Origin of the sequence: Amycolatopsis sp. w19, assembly GCF_051373225.1 — a bacterium.
GTDB classification, from domain to species: domain Bacteria; phylum Actinomycetota; class Actinomycetes; order Mycobacteriales; family Pseudonocardiaceae; genus Amycolatopsis; species Amycolatopsis japonica.
Genome location: NZ_JBPQFM010000013.1, coordinates 41,808 through 58,855 on the forward strand (window position 1 = coordinate 41,808; position 17,048 = coordinate 58,855).

12 protein-coding genes are annotated in these 17,048 nt (G+C 68.6%); 1 reads left to right on the plus strand and 11 read right to left on the minus strand.

From position 1 onward, the window contains the following. Positions 1-9: 9 nt before the first annotated feature. The 10 genes from ACSMFO_RS24270 to ACSMFO_RS24315 form a co-directional block, all read right to left on the minus strand. Positions 10-2,070 carry an AbfB domain-containing protein gene (locus ACSMFO_RS24270; RefSeq protein ID WP_436460620.1) on the minus strand — a complete coding sequence of 687 codons (2,061 nt, stop codon included), beginning with the start codon at positions 2,068-2,070 and terminating at the stop codon, positions 10-12. Beyond that, complete coding sequence (locus ACSMFO_RS24275; RefSeq protein WP_436460621.1) at positions 2,055-2,615, minus strand: hypothetical protein; 561 nt, start codon at positions 2,613-2,615, stop codon at positions 2,055-2,057. Before ACSMFO_RS24275 ends, ACSMFO_RS24270 begins: the two co-directional genes overlap by 16 nt. Continuing rightward, complete coding sequence (locus ACSMFO_RS24280; protein ID WP_436460622.1) at positions 2,612-6,445, minus strand: ALF repeat-containing protein; 3,834 nt, start codon at positions 6,443-6,445, stop codon at positions 2,612-2,614. Before ACSMFO_RS24280 ends, ACSMFO_RS24275 begins: the two co-directional genes overlap by 4 nt. Positions 6,446-6,498: 53 nt before the next feature. Beyond that, on the minus strand, positions 6,499-7,560 hold the full coding sequence (locus ACSMFO_RS24285; RefSeq protein ID WP_436460623.1) for a hypothetical protein: 1,062 nt from the start codon (positions 7,558-7,560) through the stop codon (positions 6,499-6,501). Positions 7,561-7,760: 200 nt separating this feature from the next. Further along, on the minus strand, positions 7,761-9,605 hold the full coding sequence (locus ACSMFO_RS24290) for a hypothetical protein (protein ID WP_436460624.1): 1,845 nt from the start codon (positions 9,603-9,605) through the stop codon (positions 7,761-7,763). A gap of 68 nt (positions 9,606-9,673) precedes the next feature. Further along, a complete protein-coding gene (locus tag ACSMFO_RS24295) occupies positions 9,674-10,591 on the minus strand; it encodes a polyprenyl synthetase family protein (RefSeq protein ID WP_436460625.1) in 918 nt (305 codons plus the stop codon). Further along, a complete protein-coding gene (locus tag ACSMFO_RS24300; protein WP_436460626.1) occupies positions 10,588-12,090 on the minus strand; it encodes a hypothetical protein in 1,503 nt (500 codons plus the stop codon). Before ACSMFO_RS24300 ends, ACSMFO_RS24295 begins: the two co-directional genes overlap by 4 nt. A gap of 7 nt (positions 12,091-12,097) precedes the next feature. Next, entirely contained in the window at positions 12,098-12,715 is a 618-nt protein-coding gene (locus tag ACSMFO_RS24305; RefSeq protein WP_436460627.1) for a hypothetical protein, read from the minus strand. 174 nt (positions 12,716-12,889) lie between these two features. Further along, the gene (locus ACSMFO_RS24310) at positions 12,890-14,257 is read right to left on the minus strand and encodes a DUF6801 domain-containing protein (RefSeq protein WP_436460628.1); all 1,368 of its coding nucleotides are present in this window, start codon (positions 14,255-14,257) and stop codon (positions 12,890-12,892) included. Positions 14,258-14,327: 70 nt separating this feature from the next. Then, positions 14,328-14,933: a DUF6801 domain-containing protein gene (locus tag ACSMFO_RS24315; RefSeq protein WP_436460629.1), complete on the minus strand. Its 606-nt coding sequence runs from the start codon at positions 14,931-14,933 to the stop codon at positions 14,328-14,330. Between the two features lie 366 nt (positions 14,934-15,299). Between ACSMFO_RS24315 and ACSMFO_RS24320 the strand changes: the two genes are divergently transcribed. Next, positions 15,300-16,211 carry an RCC1 domain-containing protein gene (locus ACSMFO_RS24320; RefSeq protein ID WP_436460630.1) on the plus strand — a complete coding sequence of 304 codons (912 nt, stop codon included), beginning with the start codon at positions 15,300-15,302 and terminating at the stop codon, positions 16,209-16,211. Between the two features lie 157 nt (positions 16,212-16,368). Here the strand turns inward: ACSMFO_RS24320 and ACSMFO_RS24325 are convergent, their stop codons facing one another. Continuing rightward, the gene (locus tag ACSMFO_RS24325) at positions 16,369-17,028 is read right to left on the minus strand and encodes a hypothetical protein (protein ID WP_394359345.1); all 660 of its coding nucleotides are present in this window, start codon (positions 17,026-17,028) and stop codon (positions 16,369-16,371) included. Positions 17,029-17,048 lie beyond the last annotated feature (20 nt).

A 17,048-nucleotide genomic window follows, 5' to 3' on the forward strand; every position in this document is an offset into this window, starting at 1 on the left:
ATTCCCCTGTCAGCTCGTCGCGAGGTGGACGGTGGCGACCTGTGTGGCCGCGTCGTAGTCGATGTGGCCGTGTTCGAACGTGCTCCGCCGTCCGCCGGGAATGGCCGTCTCGTCACCGGTCGGGTAACCGAGCGCCGACTTCTCCGAGCCGATCGACTGCCACTTCGCCCGGATCGCGCCGCGGACGACGTGGGTGCCCGCCCGGTCGATCGAGTAGATCGAAGCCCCGCCCGCGAAATGGGCGAACCGTCCGAGTTTGTCCGCGGTGCAGGCGTCGTCGGTGGCCGGGGCGCCCAATTCGGCGTGGCCGCCGAGCCGGAGGTAGGCCGCCAGGATCTCCGGTGCGGGACAAGCGGTTCCGCGTCCGACGGTGAGGGTGTGCACGCCGGACGTCCTGGTCCAGTAAGACCGGAACGCCCAGTAGGAAGGCGCTCCCCGGCGCTGGAAGTCGCGGTACCGCACACCGGCGTCGACCTGTTCTTCCCGGACGGGCGAGACCATGAGTTCGGTGTACGGGTCGTAGTCCGGCAGGTACTTGTTGAGCCAGCTCACCGTGATCTCGGTGGAATCGGGGTCAGGATCGGTGACCCACCAGTAGAATTCGTTCCCCACCCCGGCCTTGCCGTCCGCCTGTCTGGTCAGGAAGTCCGCGCCACCGCGCAGGGTCACCCCGGCGCCGGGGAGGATGCTGTCGACGCACCAGGTGGCGTTCCAGTCGTACTCGACGGTCCCGCTCGCCGGCCGCACACCGACTTGGGTCTTGGTCCCGTCGTAGTAGCGCGCCAGGTAGTGGTTGGGCTTGGTCACCGATTCGAGCGACCGGCATTCCGGGTCAGCCAGACCTGGGACGATCCGCCAGGTGGCGTTGATCCCGTCGCCCGCCGCGGGTTCCGCGGCCCCGGGGCTGATCACCACGCCGGAGGTGGTGTCCCGCAGGTACTGGCCCGCGATGTTCCCGTTGAGCGCGGACCGGCTGAACGACTGCGTCGACGCGTCGAACCGGCCCTGGTCGAGGAAAGCGAGGACGTCTTCGACCCCGCCCGCCAGTGCCTTCGTCGCGGCATGGGCGAGTCTCGGCTGAATACCCGCCCGGACGGCCTCCGTCCGGATCTGCTCGACGAGCGCGCGATCCGCTTGGGCCTTCTGTGCGAGGACGGCGTCGATGTCGCGCCGGTTCGCGGCGTAGACCCCGACGTCGATGAACCGTTTCCAGTCCGCCCGGTCCCGGCTGCGCAAGGCCTTGACGGCCGCGGTCTCCACCTGGCTGTCCGGACGCGCGTTGTCGGCGATCACGCGGAGGATGTCGTCGTCCGGCAGGGTCACGATGGCGGGCGTCGGCGGCACCTTCACCACGGAGACCGCCCGGCCTCGCGCGGCTTCGGCGGCCAGCCGGATCCGTTTCGCCTCATCCGCCTGAGCGTCGGCGTCGATGGCGTCCTGCTGATCCCGCGCGTGCGCGACCCGGATCCCGTTGGCGATGAACTCCTTCTGGGCCGGCGCGGGCGCGCCGAAGGCCACCAGGGCGGCGGCCTTCACCTTCGGGCCGGTCGCCCGCTGGGTGATCACGTGGATGAAGTCGCGATCGCTCAGCACGACGAGGTCCTCATCGGGCGCGATGCCGAGGACGAGCGCGGCGGCTTCCTTGGCCTCCCTGGCGACCCGTGCCGCGTCGGTGTCCCGCAGCCGCTGCTCCTGGTCCCTGGTGTTCGCCGCGAGCACACCGTTCTTGATCCACTCGGTACAGGCCAGAACGGTCCCGGCGAAGGCGAGTTCCGCCGACGCGCGCACTTCGGTGCCGGTGGAGGCGCGCCAGAGCGCGATCACGAACTCGCGTTCGCCGAGGGCCATCATCGCGTCGGTCGGCACGATCCCGAGCGTCCGGGCCGCCCGCAGCTTCTCCGATTCGGAGGAGACCGGCGGCGTGACCGCCTGGCCCGCCGCCGTCACCGGTGCGGCCTCGGCGATCCCGGCCGGGACCGTCAGGACGGCGGCCACGCTGAGGGCCGCGACGACGAAGGCCGTCCGTGCGCCGACGGGTCTCCGGATCCGGGCTCTCACAGCGTTTTCCATTGCTCGTAGCGCTCCTTTTCCGCGGAAGGGGGCAAGAGGTGGTCGATCCGACGGAGGTGCCAGAGCAGGCTCAGCCGTCCGACGATCGCGCCGGCTTCGGGTCCTGGCGACGGACCCGCCAGGAGTTCGCGTGCCGTTTCGACCGGCGGCGAGTCGTGCAGGAACTCGTGGAGGAGCCGCATCGGGTCGAGGAGAGCGATGTCCGTCCTGGGGCCGATGGCGAGGATCAGTGTCGTGGACAGATGGAACCTGTTCGCTGTCGCGGAACGCCTGCTGTAACCGCCGTAGGGCATCAGCCAGGAAAAGAACGTCTCGGCGATCTCGGCGCAGTGCCGCAACCGATCGTCGGTGAGTTCCCGGCAGTGCTTGATGAACCCGCCCCGGAAGTCCTCGTCGATCAATACCCAGGGCGCCTCCAGCAGGTCGATCGGATTCGCCTTCGCCAGCCGCGTGGGATCGACGGCCGCCAGCCTGTCGGTCAGCTCCTCGAAGGTCATCCACCTGACCTCCGAGAACGTGGGCATGACCGTCTGGTTTTCGTTCATGAGATGAAGTACCCCAACGCTTCGAAGGCGTCCTTGCCGATCTGGTAGTAGCCGCGGTAACGCGAACCGCTCCTCGGCGGACGGTAGTGCCCGCTGTGGAGGTTGAAGTCGGTGGCTATCAGGATCGTCCCGTTGTAGTCGATGGTGATCTCGCCGACCGAACGGACGGGATTGCCGCCGCTGAGCACAGTGTGCTTGATTTCTTCGCCCTGGACGTATTTCGGGATCACGACGAGCCTGCCGTCGGTCAGGACTGCCCACTTCAGCTCACGGTAGTTCCTGACCAGCGCCAGGAACTCGGCCGTACCGACCGGGACCGGCTTGACATTGAGCATCCTGGCGATCAGGAGTTCGTCCGCCAACCGTTCGGGAAGGGTGTTCGACAAGGGGAAGCAGAGCATGCTCTCCGCGGCGGTCGAGCTGTCCGAAGCGGAGACGAAACCGGCGGCGTCGGTGCCGGTCCGTTGCGCGACCCGGCTGGTCGCCCGGCAGACCCGGCGGATCTTGTCAAGCACGCTCAGCACCTTGGCGCCGATCTTGCGGATCAGTTCGGATTTGGCGAGGTACTTGCCGATGTTCACGACCACCGCGCCGATGGCCTTGACGATCGCCTTGCCCTTGATGAAGGGCAGTACCAGGCCGACGACGTTCACGACGGTCCAGAGGCAGGCTTCGATGTTGCCCGAACCGAAACAGCGCTTGAGGTCGGGGATCCCGATGAATTCGAGCAGGACCTCGCCGCCGACCTCGAACAGGAAGCTGGTGACGTCTTCGCCGTTCATACAGCCCTGCTGGGCGGTGCGGTACTCGGCGAGGGTGGCGGCGCTTTCGTCGTCGCCCATCAGGTCGTCGATGTCTTCGACCGTCAGCCCTGGCAGGCAGCCCGCGAGCACCATGGCTTCGGTCTGGCGGCGTACCGCCTCACGCTGGCGTTCGGCCTCTTCGGCCTGTTCTGCGGCGCGTTGTGCCTCAGTCGCCGCGTCGCGGGCCCTGGCCGCCGCGGCCGAGGTGTCCTGAGCGTGGGTCCTGGCGCGTTCCGCGGCGTCCGCCGCGGCTTTGGCGTCGATGCGGGCTTTTTCCGCCGCGACCCTGGCCGCGGCGGCGTCCTGTTCGGCCTTGGCGGCGGCCCCTCGTGCCGCCACAGCGTGTCCCTCCGCCGTGTCGGCGGCCAGGCCTGCGATCGCCGCGTCCTGCGCGGCTTCGTTCGCCGCGTTCCTGGCCTCGACGGCGTTGGCGTGCGCGCGGGAGTCGGCGGAATTCGCCATGCTCGCGTTCGTCCGCGCGCTGCTCGCCGAACTGTGCGCCGCCTGGGCAGCGCGTTGCGCCCTTGCCGCCGAGACCGCCGTCTCGTGGGCTGATTTCGCGGCGTTGGCCGATGCCTGGAACGCCGCCTTCGCGTCGGCGGCCGCCTGATCGGCCGCCCGCTGTGCCTGATCGGCCGCGGTCTGTGCTTCGGCCGCCCTTGCTTCCGCGGCCAGCGACTGTTCCTCCCCGACAGCCTGGGCCTGCCGGGCCACCTCGGTCACGAAATCGGCGTCCAGATCGGTGCCGGTGAACGGGGCGACCACGACGATCGCGGTGTTCGCCGGATCGGTGATCGCCGCGGCCGAAGCCCGGGCGGCCGCCGAGGCCCGGCTCGCCAGACCTGCCTGTGTCGCCGCCGAATCGGCTTCGCCTTGGGCTTCGTCGGCGTTCTTTTGCGCGTTCACCGCGCTGACGGCCGCGACCCTGGCCCGTTCCACCGCTTCCGCTGCCAGTGCGCCCGCTGCCCGTGCGTTCGCCGCCGCCTGGACCTCGGCCGAGGTCGCGGTGGCGGCCGCGGCGTTCGCCTGCATCGCCGAGTCGTGCACGCCCGCGGCGGTCGCCTCGGTCTGCGAAGCCGCGAGATCGGCGTTGGCGGCGTGTGCGGCCGCTTCGTCCGCCGCCGCGCGCGACGCGGCCGCCGCGTAGGTCGCCTTGGTCGCGGCCTCCCTGGCACGTGCGGCGGCGGCCGTAGCCAAGTTCGCCGCGCCTTGGGCCGCGTCGGCCGCGCTCGCCGCGTCGTCGGCGGCTCGCCTCGCTTCCTGGGCCGCGGCCCAGGCCGGTGCCTCCTGAGCCGTGCCGCGCGCGGCCGCGGCGGACGCTTCCAGCGCCTGTGCCCTCGCCTCGGCCGTATTGGCGTCGCGTTTGGCGGCCCAGGCCCGGTCCCGGGCGATGATCGCCTTCTGCTCTTCTCCTTCGGCGGTCCTCTTGCGATCGAGGGCGATTCCTTCTTGGATCTCGGCTCGGTGCCGCGCGTCGGCGGCGGCCCGCTGGAAGGCTTCCGCTTGCTCTCGCTGTTCCCGTGCCTCGGCGGCCGCCTCGTCCGCTTCCCGGCGGTAGCCCGCGGCTTTGTCCCTCTCCAGTTCGGCCGTCTGCCTGGCCGTCTTGGCCTTGTCCCGTTCGCGTTTGGCGGTTTCGAGGGTGGTCTGGGTCTGCCGTTCGCCCGCCCACGCGGCCTCGACGGCCCGGATGGATTCGTCGAGGGCCGCCTTCGCCCGGACGGCGGCGTCTTCGGCCGCCTTCACCTGTTCCTTCGCCGCCGCCGAGAGCGACGCGGCGGCGGCGGCGTTCTCCTCGGCGAGCAACCGCCAGCGCCGGGCCTCTTCGGCACGGGCCGCGGCCTTGGCCTGATCGCCGATCGCGGCGTCGGTCGCCATGGTCGCGTCGATCGCGTGCCGCACGGTCTCGATCGCCAACACCGCGGCCTGGGCCGCGGAAGCCATGCCCTTGGCCATTTTCGCCCAGTCGGCGCCATAGGGGAGGCCGGTCTCGACCAGGATGTTCGCTTCCGCGGTCGCCGCGACGGAAGCGGTCTGCGCCTCACCGGTGGCGTGCTGCGCGAAGTCGAACTGCCGGGTCGCCTCCTGCTTCACCAGGCTGAACGACCCAGGAGAGTGGTTGCCGCTCGCGTTGTTGGCCGCGAGGATCTGCGCGGCCTGACGGCCCGCCGTCGCCGCCGACGTCATCGCGTTGGCCGCCCGCTGCAGGGAACGGACGCCCTGGCCGTGTGCGACGACGAGATTGCGTCTCGCCTGTGACGCCCGGGCCGCGCGCTTCGCCAGATCACTGGCCTGCTCGGCGGCCTTGGCCCGCTCCTCGAGATCCTTCAGGTGCTGCTCGTTCGCGGCCGCGTCCCGTTTGGCCGCTTCGAGGTAGCCGCCGTCGAGGAAGGCCGCGATCGCCGCGTCCCCGGCGTCGAGCGCGGCTTGGGCGGCACGCTGTACCTCGGGTCCGGCCGCCCGGACCAGAACCGTCACCCGGGTGCGGAGTTCGTCGGCCCGGGCGCGCGTGGCCTGCCTGGCACGCTCATCCCGGTCTGCGGCGATCGTCTTGCCGTAGTCGAGGAAGGCCGCACGGTCGGAGTCCGAACCGGCGAGGACTCGTTCCACCTCGGCGTTGAAAATCGGTCCGCCGGTGCCGCGCAGGTCGAGGACCGCCTCGCGGTTCACCCTCGCCGTCTCGTTCCGCCGCGCCTGTGCACGTGCCTGCGCGTCCGGTTCGCCGACGTCGAAAAACTCGAAGAGCGCGTCGTCCGTCCCTAGCGCCAGCGCGGCCTCCGCCGCCTCGCGGACTTCGGGTTCCTCGGAGTACTGGGCGATGTCGGCGACGAGTTTCCAATAGCGGGGATCGACGGGTTCGCCGAGCCCGCTTTCGCCGTCCCAGCCCGGGTAGTCCTTCGCCGGGATGGGACGGCCGGTGGGTGGCGGGTCGCCCGCCGCCGCGGCGAGGGCGGGTGTCGACGTTCCCGCCACGGTGACGGTGAGGACGAGAAGGAGCAGGAGCGTCCGGTACGCGAACGTCCGCAGCATGCGGAACCTCCGGAAAGTCGGAGTGCGGGAGTGGAACGGATCGGTGCGGTGGTTCAGGCGCGGGGGGACGTCATCCGCGTCTCGCCGTCGAGTGCCTGCTGGAGCAAGTCCGCCCAGAAGCGGGTCTGACCGTCGGCCCAGTCCTGCTCCGCGGACCATTCGTTGGCGGTGTCACCCGCCGTCACGGCGATGGCCTTCCAGTTGGGGCCGGTCGCGTTCGCCGCCGCCTCGGCCACCGCCCGCCAGTTCGCGGCCTGCGCCCGCGCGACCTTTTCGGCGTCCGTCCACCCGGTTTTGGCGGGCGCTGCCTGCCCCGCCGCCTTGCGCCACGCGTTCGCGGCCGTCACCCTCGCCTGTTCCGCGATCTCGTCCGCCGCTTCCAGCGCCGCCTGTTCGGCCTCACGTGCGTCGGTGATCAGGCGGCGGATGGCGACCTGGCGGCGGGCTTCCTGTTCAGCGTCGCGGAGGCGATGGGCTTCCAGGTCCAGCCGGGCGGCGGTGGCCCAGCCATAGGCGAAGAACTCGACGAGGTCGGCGTCGGTCGAGCCGGGCCTCAGCGCCCAGGCCGCGGCAGCGCGGACGTGCGGGCCGGGGTCCGCGGCACCGAGTTCCCTGATGTAGCGGCGATCCTCTTCGACGATGGCCCGCTCCTGGGCGCCGTCGTCTTCGCGCACACGCCTGTCACGCGCTTCGGCCGCGGCGAATCCTTCCGCGACGAACGCGGCGCGATCAGTGTCCGAGCCCAGTAGTGCCCGTTGTGCGGCGGCGTGGACTTCGGGGGCGAATTCGGCGGTATAGGTCGACAGAATGCGACGGCAGAAGTCTGAATTGACCGAGTTCGTCTCCGCCGCGCGGCGTTCCGCGGCGGCAAGGCCGCTCTCCAGGAATTCTTCGATCGTCCAGTCGTCGTCCGCCGCCCAGGCCACCCACGCGTCCGCGCGCACCGCCGCCCGCGGATCCCTGCCCGCGATCCGGCGGACGAGTTTCCTCGCCGCTTCGGAAGAACTCAAAATGTCCACAGTGGACCTCGCGAACGCCGGTGTGGCAGTCGAAAGCCCGGCCAGTGGTGCACCGGCGAGGAGAACGCCGAGCAGAATTGTCCTGCGCTGAATCATTCGACCGCCCCCCAGCCGACGGACGATCATGCCGTGAAAGTCCGCTGAACAGCAACGTAACACCGTGCCTGGTGGTGATCAATCGTCCGTTCGGCCGTGGTCGGGTCCGGACGTCGAAAGTTGTCATGATCGGATGAAATCCGTCGGGAATAGCCGAAGGCCGGTGAGACAGTCCTTGGCGAAATCGCGATCCGCCGACGTCATCGAGAGTCCACTGTGGACACTGGGCCGAGTGGTGCGGCGATCGAGTCCAGGAGGCAGCCCAGAAGTCTCCGTGCCGATGGGTTCTCGACCTGCGTCAGTGCGTCCGCCGCGGTTTTGCGAGCGCGCTCGCCTTCCTCTGCGGCGGCGGCCGAAGCGGTAGCCAGCCTGGAACCGGTCAGCGACGAGGCCGTCAGGTCCGGAATGGACAGCAGCTCGGGCAGTGCGGAGATCCGGCCGGCGAGCAGACCCGCCAAGGTCACGTCCAAGCGGGTGCGGGTGCTGCGGAGCGCCAGTACGTCCTCGGTATGAAGGAAGACTCGCCCCAATGCTTCGCCGTAGGCTCGGAGGGGTTCCGAAGGCGCGTCGCCGAGATGGGCGCCGACGCGCAGCGGGAATTCGAAGAGTGAGGAGAACACGGTGCCCGCGCCCGAACCCGAGTTCGCGGCGGTGGCCCGGAGCGCGGCGAGTTCGCTGATCCAGTCCGAGAACGTCCAGAGGATCTCAGGCTTCGCTTGTGCGATCAGCCGTGACGCCCGCCCGACGAGATAGTCACCGGCCAGCACTGTCGTCGCCGATTCCCAGTCCACGCCCCGGACTTCGCGAGGGGCGGCGGCCGGGCCGAGAAAAGCGAGGACACCGAGGGTGGCGATTTCGATCGCGGCGGCCACCGTGGCGTGCCCGGGAGCGGGGGCCTGGCCTCCCGCCAGCATCGCGCCGAAGAAGCCGAGTGCCGGCCGAGGACGCAGGTCGTCGACGGAAGCTGTGAACATCCTTGCCAGAAACGGCCATTCGCGGCGGACGGTCGCCACGCTGACCTCGTCGCAGGCGGCGAGGAACGGAAGGAGCGCCGGTCTCAGGCCCGGCGGGACCGTCATCGATTCCGGCGTGGTCAGAGTCGGCACGGCTTCCGAGAGCACGATCGCCCGGCGGCTCTTGGCGAAGAAGGGACTTTCGCTGCTCGCGCCGGCGTTGAGGACCCGCCACGCGAGGTGATACCTGCTGGAGACGTGCCGTGCCGTTTCGAAGTAGCCGACGTAGGTCGAATCCAGCAGCCGGCTGTATTCGCGTGCGGCGTCTCCGGGATCGTCCGGATGGGCCAGGATCGCGCGTGCGGCGAGCTGCCCTGACTGCATGGCGTGACCGAGCCCCTCTCCGGTGAAAGGATTGACCAGCCCGGCCGCGTCGCCCACACGCAGCCCCGCTTCGTCGACAGCCACGCCCGGACCGAACCCGGCGTGCAGCGGCCCGGTCACCGCGGGCCCGGCCGCCCGGAGATTCACCAAGGCTGGTTCGCATTCGCTGAGCGCGGCGAAAGCCTCGTCCAGCAAAGCCTCCGGTGTCACATCGCCGAATGCCGTCGCCCCGACGGCGTAGCCACCGGGCGCCGGGGCGAGCCAGGCGCAGCGTGGATGGCCACGCGGCTCGTCGGCGGGCGGGGCGAGCATCCGCAGAAGCACTCTGCCGTCCGGTTCGGCGCCGATGAACCGCTGGACGACGGTCAAGCCGGTGCTGTGAGGTGTCCGCCCGCGGAGATGGCCGCCTCCGCCCGCCAGGATGACATGCCCTCCCGGTCTGTCCGTCTTGTCCGGCACGTACTCCGCTCCGAGGCAGGCGGCGTGTTCTCGTAAGGTGCCACACAGTTCGTCTCTGTCCACAAGGGAGTAACCGGCGTCAGGAACCGGCCGGGCGAATTGACCGGAGACGGCCAGGGAAACCGGGAGTACCGGCCAGCGGTCCACGGCGATGCCGATCGACCGGAGGATCTCGCGCGCTGGCTTGCCCAGCAACAGATCGTGATTCGGGATCGGATGGCTTCGACGGCGGGCCACCAGAACCCGCATCCCGCCACCTGCCATTACGGCGGCCGCCACCGACCCGGCAGGCCCCGCACCGACGACCAGGACCTGACTCACGCCACGCCCGCCATCCTGGCCAATTCCCACCGGGCCGGTACGTCAGGTGTCCGGTCCAGAGCCGCGGACGCCCGGCCGAGATGGACCTTCGCGAGATCGCGGGCCGAGTCGAAGCCGCCGTGCGCCGCGACGAGCGCACGCACTCTCGGAAGGTCTCCGGAGTCGAACGACGGTGAAAGCAGCAACTCGCTCAGTTCACCGGAGGTGTTCGTGCGTAACGCGGCCAGCGTCGGCGCCCCGAAGAGCCCGAGCTGATGATCGGTTCCCGCCGGTTTGTCGGTCCCGGTGCTCTTGAGATCGAGGCAGTCGTCCAGGACCTGGAACGCGATTCCCCAGTTGAGGCCGAATTCGCCGAGGGCGGCGATCAGCTCGTGGGCTTCTTCCCCGTCGCCGACGGATTCCAGTCCGCCCAGACGGCAGCACAGCCGGAAGAGCGCTCCCGTCTTGCGGCTGACCAGTTCGACATAGTCCGGCAAGGACAACTCGGTGTCGAACCCACGCTCGACGTCGAGCAGTTCTCCGTACGCGAGCTCGGAGACGGTCCGGCTGACCGCTACAGCGACGTCCTCGCCGATTTCAGCGGCCTCGGTCCCCGCGGTGCCGAGACAGGCGAGTCCGGCGAGGACCGCGATCTCCGGCCCGGCGACCTCGTGCGCGGCGGGCCCGCCCCGGCGGATGGCGGCCCGGTCGACCACGTCGTCGTGTACCAGTGAAGCGAGGTGGACCAGTTCGACCACCGCGCCGAGCCGGGCGACCCTGAGCGGGTCGAAACAGCCGAACCCGGCGGAGACCGTCAGCATGCGTGACCTCAAGGACTTACCGGGGCGGCTGATCAACCCGCTGACGGCTTCGCGCAGGGGAGGGACGAGGCCGGAGGTGAGCCGCTCCAGCCGGGTCTGCACGGGATCGCTCATCCGGAGGAGAACCGGTAGGTGCCGTCGATGTCCAGTCCCGGCACGGTCCTCAGATTCGTCATCACCCGCCGGTACACGGCCAGATCGTTCATATAGTCCAGCAACTGCTGCCGGTTCTTCCCGGCCGCGGGCTGGATGACGTCGTCGAACAGCACCCACAGCGCCTGCTTTTCCGCCGCGGTGACGAGGTCGGGCGCCAGGCCCGCGAACATCGCCTTGATGTCGTCGATGTACTCCTGGGTGAGCGAGACCGCCGAGGCCGGATCGGTCAGCACCGACTCGGCGAGCGCGCGGTACTTGCCGTAGTAACGGCGGGCTTCCGCGATCTCCTCCGGAGTGGCGCCCGCCGTTTCCGCCCGGTGCACCGCCAAGTCGAGATTCTTGTAGACCAGCTGCACGACGACGTTTCCGACGAGACTCTCACCGAAGAACTCGTCTCGTGCCTTGTCGGCCAGTTCGTTGTCGCCCGCCAACGGCAGGTCGTAGTACGCGCCGGCGGAACCGAGCAACCGGCAGGCGATCGAGGGCAACGGGGTGAACGTCCTTCCGTTCCCGCCTTCACAAGCGATCGCGCCTGAGTCGCCGGCGAGGGAAAACCTTTGCGCGTAGATGAGATCCGTGAAGTAGTAGCCGTCGACGGAGACTCTCGCGGTCGTGTCGAGCACGACGCTGGAGGTGTAGCCGGAGGTGCGGCCGACCTTCTCGATGCGGCGTCCTTCGGTGGCGGTGGCGGTGGCGGCCGGGCTGAGCAACTCGACGTTCAAGCGAGACAGAACGGTGTCGATCTTGGCCAGGAACGTGCCTCCGTGCACGCTGGCGAGGAACGCGAGACCGATCGCCGGATGGGTCGCCGAGATCGGCGCCATCAGATTGCGCACCACCGTGGAACTCACGCCGATACCGGGCGAAAGTTCGGCGATCGCGGCATCCGCGGTGTTCGGTTCGCCTTTCACCAGCGGGATGAAGCGTTTGAGCCGCGCGATCGTGCTTCCGGCGTCGCCGCCGTCCGACGGTGCGGGCTGGACGATCGCCGAGTCGGGCGGGCCTTCGGAGCCGGCGAGTACGTGGCCCGCGGAAAGGACGCAAAGGGTGCCGTCCGTCTTGTCCCGCACGAGGCAGCCGAGGGTGCCGAGGGTGCCGAGGGTGCCGTCGGCGATCGAACCCAGGCTCGCGCCCTGCAACGGCGGACGAAGTTTGTCCGTGATCGGCCCCGGGACAGCCGCGCCGCCGCCGGAAAAATGGAACTCGCCGGTCTCCACGACGTCGACGCCGTAGCGAGAGCCGTCCACCTCCACCGTGCTCGGCAGCAAGCGGGAACGGGAGATCAGCGCGGCCCGCCGTTTCTTGCCCACCAGCGCGATCACTACCGGTTCAGCGGTCAGAACGCCATCGCGTGTGCGGAAACCCTTGGTCACCCCGACCACGTTCGGGTCGGCCAGGTGGTCGTCCGCGAACCGAGTTTTCGCGACATCCAGCGCCTTCGAGGTCCGGGCGGTCATGAACACGTCAGCGCACCTCGATGGTCGCGATCAAGGGGTCTTGGTCAGGGGGTATCAGGTCGGCCTGGCTGGCCAGCTGATGAGGGGCGCCCGTCTTCACGTCGTAGAGGGTGGTCACCCCGGTGACGCGCCGATCGACGGTGATCCGCATCGGGCCGGGATTCCTTGCCGTCGGAGGGGTTCCAGGGTCGGTGAGAGTGGCCGTCCCGGTGAACACGAATTCGACCTGGGTGGAGGGGACCTCGGTCCGCGGGAACTGGACGGTGACCGGAAAACGACCGGACAGGCCACGCGCGTCCGTCACCACGACCGTCAGGTCGAACACCGCGGAAATCATGTCGCATCCAGTACTCCTGGCCACCGGGCCGACGTTCTTGTCGCAGATCGCCTGCACGATGACGGGACCGATCGCGACCGGTTTTCCATAGCCGATCGTCGTGGGGATCCCGGAGATCACCCGGACCGGCATCAACTGGAAGTTGCTGCTCGGACGGATCAGCTTCCAGGTGAGTTCCTTGAAACCGTCCGCCGAAGCCGTTTCGGTAACCGTTCCCGGCAGACCCGTCAGGCCGGCCAGCACGACGGCACCGCGCAGAGCGGTGCGCCGGTTGAATACCGGATTCATTGTGTTCCCCCCGGAAAGACCCTCTCCGGAGAGTACTCAGCTCGGTTTACCCGGCGCAAGGCATATTGCGATTACCGTTTATTGAGTACTTTCGGGATCGGATTTGTCAACTTGTGAGCACGGCGAATATGCCACTGAATGGACTATTGCCTTCGTGGGCTGCTGGTGCGGACGTCATCCGGAGGGTGGTGTCACGTTGGGACACTCCCGTTCCGGCGTCCGGGGCAGGCCGACCTGGTTGACACCGAAGCAGACTTGGTTGCCCGGGCCCGAGGACATGCCGCTCAGCAACGAGTCGAGGTTCTCCTTGACACCGCAGCCGGCGAACCTGGGCAGTGTGAAGCCCCGGTACAGCGGGTCGGGCGAGTCGGGGTCGGTCCGCAGGACACCGCCGTATGCCGTGTCGTACTTCGTTCCCCGCAAATTTAGTTCGAACGGCTCGGCCGTCACACAGTTGTCACCGACACCGAGGTCGACGCCGTTGACGGTGATGTTGCTCAGTCTGCCATAGCCCTGGACCTTGACGGTCGCGGTCGAGCTGCCGTCGGGTTCGGCGATCACGGTCCCGGCGGCGTCGATGAGGGTGTTTCCGGTGCGGTAGTCCGTCGGCAGCAATTCCATCGTCCCGCTGATCGGCAAGAAGCCGAAGCCGAGCAGGTTCAGCTTGCTCGGGGGCTGAAGCGCGGTACCGCTGATCTCGCTCGTCGTCCGGTCGAGGTAGACGGTCCAGATCGCGTTGAACATGAACCCGGGCTTCAGTCGGGCGACCGCACCGACCTTGCTGATCGTAGCCGTGTTGATCAGTTCGAACGGGAGTAGCGGGATGACGATGATGTTGGGGTCCGGCGGGTCGGCCTCGGCGCGGACCACACCCTGCGGCTGCTGCATACCCGGCTTCCCGGTCCTCTGCTCGACCGGCTTCAGCGGCAGCAGCGCCACACTGCCGAGCGCCGGATCCTGGCCGGGAGCTTGGACGCAGGTGATCGGCTTGAGCGGGGTTCCGGTGGCCGGGACGGTGAGCGCGAGGGACGGTGCGCCGGTGGTCAGCTGGAGCTCGCCCTCGACCTTCATCACGATGTCGGGGACCTTGCCGGTCGCGACCAGGCTCAAGTCACCGGTGGTGGGCACCTTGGACGCCGGAATGGTGAGAGTGACCGGGACCGGGGTCTTCTTGTCCTCGCGGGTCGCCGTGAGTTCGACGGTGGCGGCACCCTCGATCTCGGTCACGTCCCCGAGCGCACCGGCGGGTATCGCGAAGGTAAGGGAGAAGTCCTTGACCTGGATGGGTTTTCCGGTACCGACGACCTTCGGCAGAGTGGCCTTGGTGTCCACTGTGACCGGTCGTTCGCCGACCGGATCAGGGAAGACACAGGTGTTCGCCAGGCTCTTGTGCGCCGGCTCGGCGCCCTGGAGCGGCGGTGTCGGCTTGGCCGCCGGATCGGTCGCCGCTGAGCCGGTCAGCGCGCCGTTCACGCCGGCCAGCAGGATCACGCCCGCGATCACGGGAACCCTCCCGAGTATCCGGCGAACCTGCTGCGTCATGCGGTCTTCCTCTCGTGTCCTGCGTGGAGGCCGTGCGGGGCGGGCGTCCCCGCCCCGCACGGGTGGTTCATCAGGTGACCGGGATCGCCGGGCTGAACGCGCGGTTCTGCGCCGGGTTGGTGTTCTTCACGGTGCAGTTGAAGTTCCACGTCGTCCAGGTGCCGTCCTTCTTGTGGAAGTCCAGCGGCGCGTTGATCGTGGTGCCGAGCGAAGCGGTCGCCGAACCGGCGACGCCCGCCGTGAACGTCGGGACGCCCGTGCCCGCGTCCTGGACGATGTTGAACGTCCGCGGCCCCGGCACGTACGGGTTGATCTGTGTCGGGACGTCCAGGTTCGTCACCGTCGCCGAAGCCGGCGAGGCGTTGGTGACCGTGACCGGCATGTTCGCCTTGCCGCGCACGCCGTCGTAGTTGGCGGCGTTGAGCAGTGCGTTGATGGTGGCGTTGATGGTGGCGGAGCCCCCGACGGACGCCGGGGTGAAGGTGCCGCCGGCGGCGACCGAGTCCGGCCCGGTGAAGTACGCCTTCACGTCCAGCTGCTGCTGGCCGATGCCGGGGAAGTTGCACATGTAGGCGACGGTGCCGGTGGCGTAGGTGGTCGCGGCGGCGGCCGTGCCCGCGGTGAGCACGGCGACGGCGCCGAGCACGATGCCGGTGGTGGCGACGCCTGCTGACAACTTGCCAAGTCTACGGGACATACCTGTCATCTCCTTTGATCCAGTTTACGTCTCGGGCGGCTTTCCCCATGCGCCTTTCGGCGGATTTTTCTGATCAAATATGCTCGACTCGAGCGGCTTTCTCGGTGGTGGGGTAAACCGAGGTTACCCGCGAGTTATGTACGTAACAAGGATTCATGTCGACATGTTTCGAAGTGGGCGAGACACTCGTTCTTTCTTGTCAGCGGGCGCTGAATGCGATTATGAAGTTTGTCCGTGGATGACAAAGAGGCGGCCGATCGGTGGAGCCGGGTTAACATTCCGCGCATGTCTCTCGAGAAACGACGATCGGCATCACGACGGGTAGCGGGCGTCGCGATTACCGTAATGATCGCAACGGTTTCCCTTTGCGGTACGGCGAGCGCCGCGCAGACCGGCGAAGCGCGGCCATGGGGGAGCAACGACTACGGGCAGGGGACCATACCGGCCGCCGCGCTCGGCGCCAGTGCGGTTTCCGCCGGCGCGATCACCCATCTCGCGCTCAAGGACGGCGGGGTGATCGCCTGGGGGAACGACAGTTACGGCCAGTTGTCGGTTCCGGCGGCGGCCACGTCCGGCGTCTCGGCGATCGCCGCCGGCTGGGCGCACGAACTCGCGCTGAAGAACGGCGGGGTGATCGCCTGGGGCAACGGTTTCTACGGCCAGAACATCGTGCCGTCGTCCGCGACCTCGGGGGTCACGGCGATCTCCACCAGCGCGTACTTCAACCTGGCGCTCAAGAACGGCGGCGTGCTGAGCTGGGGTTCGCGAACCGCGGTCCCCGCGACGGTTTCCTCGGGCGTCACGGCGATCTCCGCCGGTGGCGATCACGCGCTGGCGCTGAAGAACGGCGGGGTGATCGGCTGGGGAAGCAACGGAAAGGGCCAGATCACGGTACCCGCGGCGGCGACGTCCGGAGTCAGCGCTGTTTCGGCAGGGCTCCGGCACAGTATTGCGCTGAAGAACGGCGGCGTGATCGCGTGGGGTGACAACTTCTACGGCCAGGCAACGGTTCCGCCGGAAGCGCAGTCCGGTGTCGTCGCCATCGACGCGGGCTTCAACCACAACGTCGCGCTGAAGGCGGACGGGAGCGTCTTCGCCTGGGGCAGCAACGTGAAGTCCGAAAGCCGTGACACCAGCACGGAACCGCCGACGGACTTCTGGAAGTTCTCCGGCGTGTGCGCTCCGGTCTACGCCGTTTCCGCCGGTGACAGCACCGGCGTCGCGCTGGTCGACCCCACGGCGCCGTACTTCTGCTGACGTTCCGTGAAGGCCTCCTTGAGGGACTCAGGGTCCCTCAAGGAGGCCTTCACGGACTTGCAGGGGCGAGCAAGCGCGGCGGTGGCCTGGTGGGGCACGTCTCGTGAGTGGTAAGTGTCGTTAGAACGACACTTACCACTCACGAGGCCCGACGCTCTCAGGACAGGTTGGACTTCATGCTCAGGTTGATCGTGTTGTCGGGACCGGAGATCAACGCCCCCAGGGCGAGGTCGTTGATGAAGCAGTCCTTGAACTCGGGGATGGTGAACGTCCCCGAAGACGGGATCGTCTCGGCGAACAGGTCGACGTTCTTCGACACCAGGGTCAGGTCGAGCGGTTTGACCGTCTTGCAGGCGTTCGGCACCGTCGGCAGCGGGATGACCGGCCAGAACAGGCCGACCACGATGTTGTCGATCAGCATGTTCGCCTGCGAGTGGGTGGTCAGGTCGCCGTTGGCCAGCGTGCCGGTGACCGGGCCGGTCGGCTCGATCCGCACGCGGGCCTTGATCTTGAAGACCCCCGAGACCAGCGAGATGTTCGCCGTCGACGGCGGCAGGGCCAGATCGCCGCGGATGCCGACGTTGTCACCGTCGATGACCAGCGCGCCGTTGAGCTGACCGGGGCCGAGGTCGAGGGTGCCGCCGGTCTTCTTGACCGTGGTCTTCCCGGTGACGGTGTAGGAGACCGGGATCTCCACCGGGTCGTCCGCCAGGGCCGGGGTCGCGGCGAGGCTGCCCGCCATGGCGAGCGCGGACGTGAGCGCGACGACCGTGCCGAGACGGCGGCGGGCTGTTTTAGGGCGCGTTCGACCGAACATGATTCTCCTCGTTTTCTCTC

Bases quoted from the DNA above. Each gene is read 5' to 3' on its own strand.
- ACSMFO_RS24270 (WP_436460620.1), bottom strand. From the start codon at position 2,070: ATGGAAAACGCTGTGAGAGCCCGGATCCGGAGACCCGTCGGCGCACGG.
- ACSMFO_RS24275 (WP_436460621.1), bottom strand. From the start codon at position 2,615: ATGAACGAAAACCAGACGGTCATGCCCACGTTCTCGGAGGTCAGGTGG.
- ACSMFO_RS24280 (WP_436460622.1), bottom strand. From the start codon at position 6,445: ATGCTGCGGACGTTCGCGTACCGGACGCTCCTGCTCCTTCTCGTCCTC.
- ACSMFO_RS24285 (WP_436460623.1), bottom strand. From the start codon at position 7,560: ATGATTCAGCGCAGGACAATTCTGCTCGGCGTTCTCCTCGCCGGTGCA.
- ACSMFO_RS24290 (WP_436460624.1), bottom strand. From the start codon at position 9,605: ATGCGGGTTCTGGTGGCCCGCCGTCGAAGCCATCCGATCCCGAATCAC.
- ACSMFO_RS24295 (WP_436460625.1), bottom strand. From the start codon at position 10,591: ATGAGCGATCCCGTGCAGACCCGGCTGGAGCGGCTCACCTCCGGCCTC.
- ACSMFO_RS24300 (WP_436460626.1), bottom strand. From the start codon at position 12,090: ATGACCGCCCGGACCTCGAAGGCGCTGGATGTCGCGAAAACTCGGTTC.
- ACSMFO_RS24305 (WP_436460627.1), bottom strand. From the start codon at position 12,715: ATGAATCCGGTATTCAACCGGCGCACCGCTCTGCGCGGTGCCGTCGTG.
- ACSMFO_RS24310 (WP_436460628.1), bottom strand. From the start codon at position 14,257: ATGACGCAGCAGGTTCGCCGGATACTCGGGAGGGTTCCCGTGATCGCG.
- ACSMFO_RS24320 (WP_436460630.1), top strand. From the start codon at position 15,300: ATGATCGCAACGGTTTCCCTTTGCGGTACGGCGAGCGCCGCGCAGACC.
- ACSMFO_RS24325 (WP_394359345.1), bottom strand. From the start codon at position 17,028: ATGTTCGGTCGAACGCGCCCTAAAACAGCCCGCCGCCGTCTCGGCACG.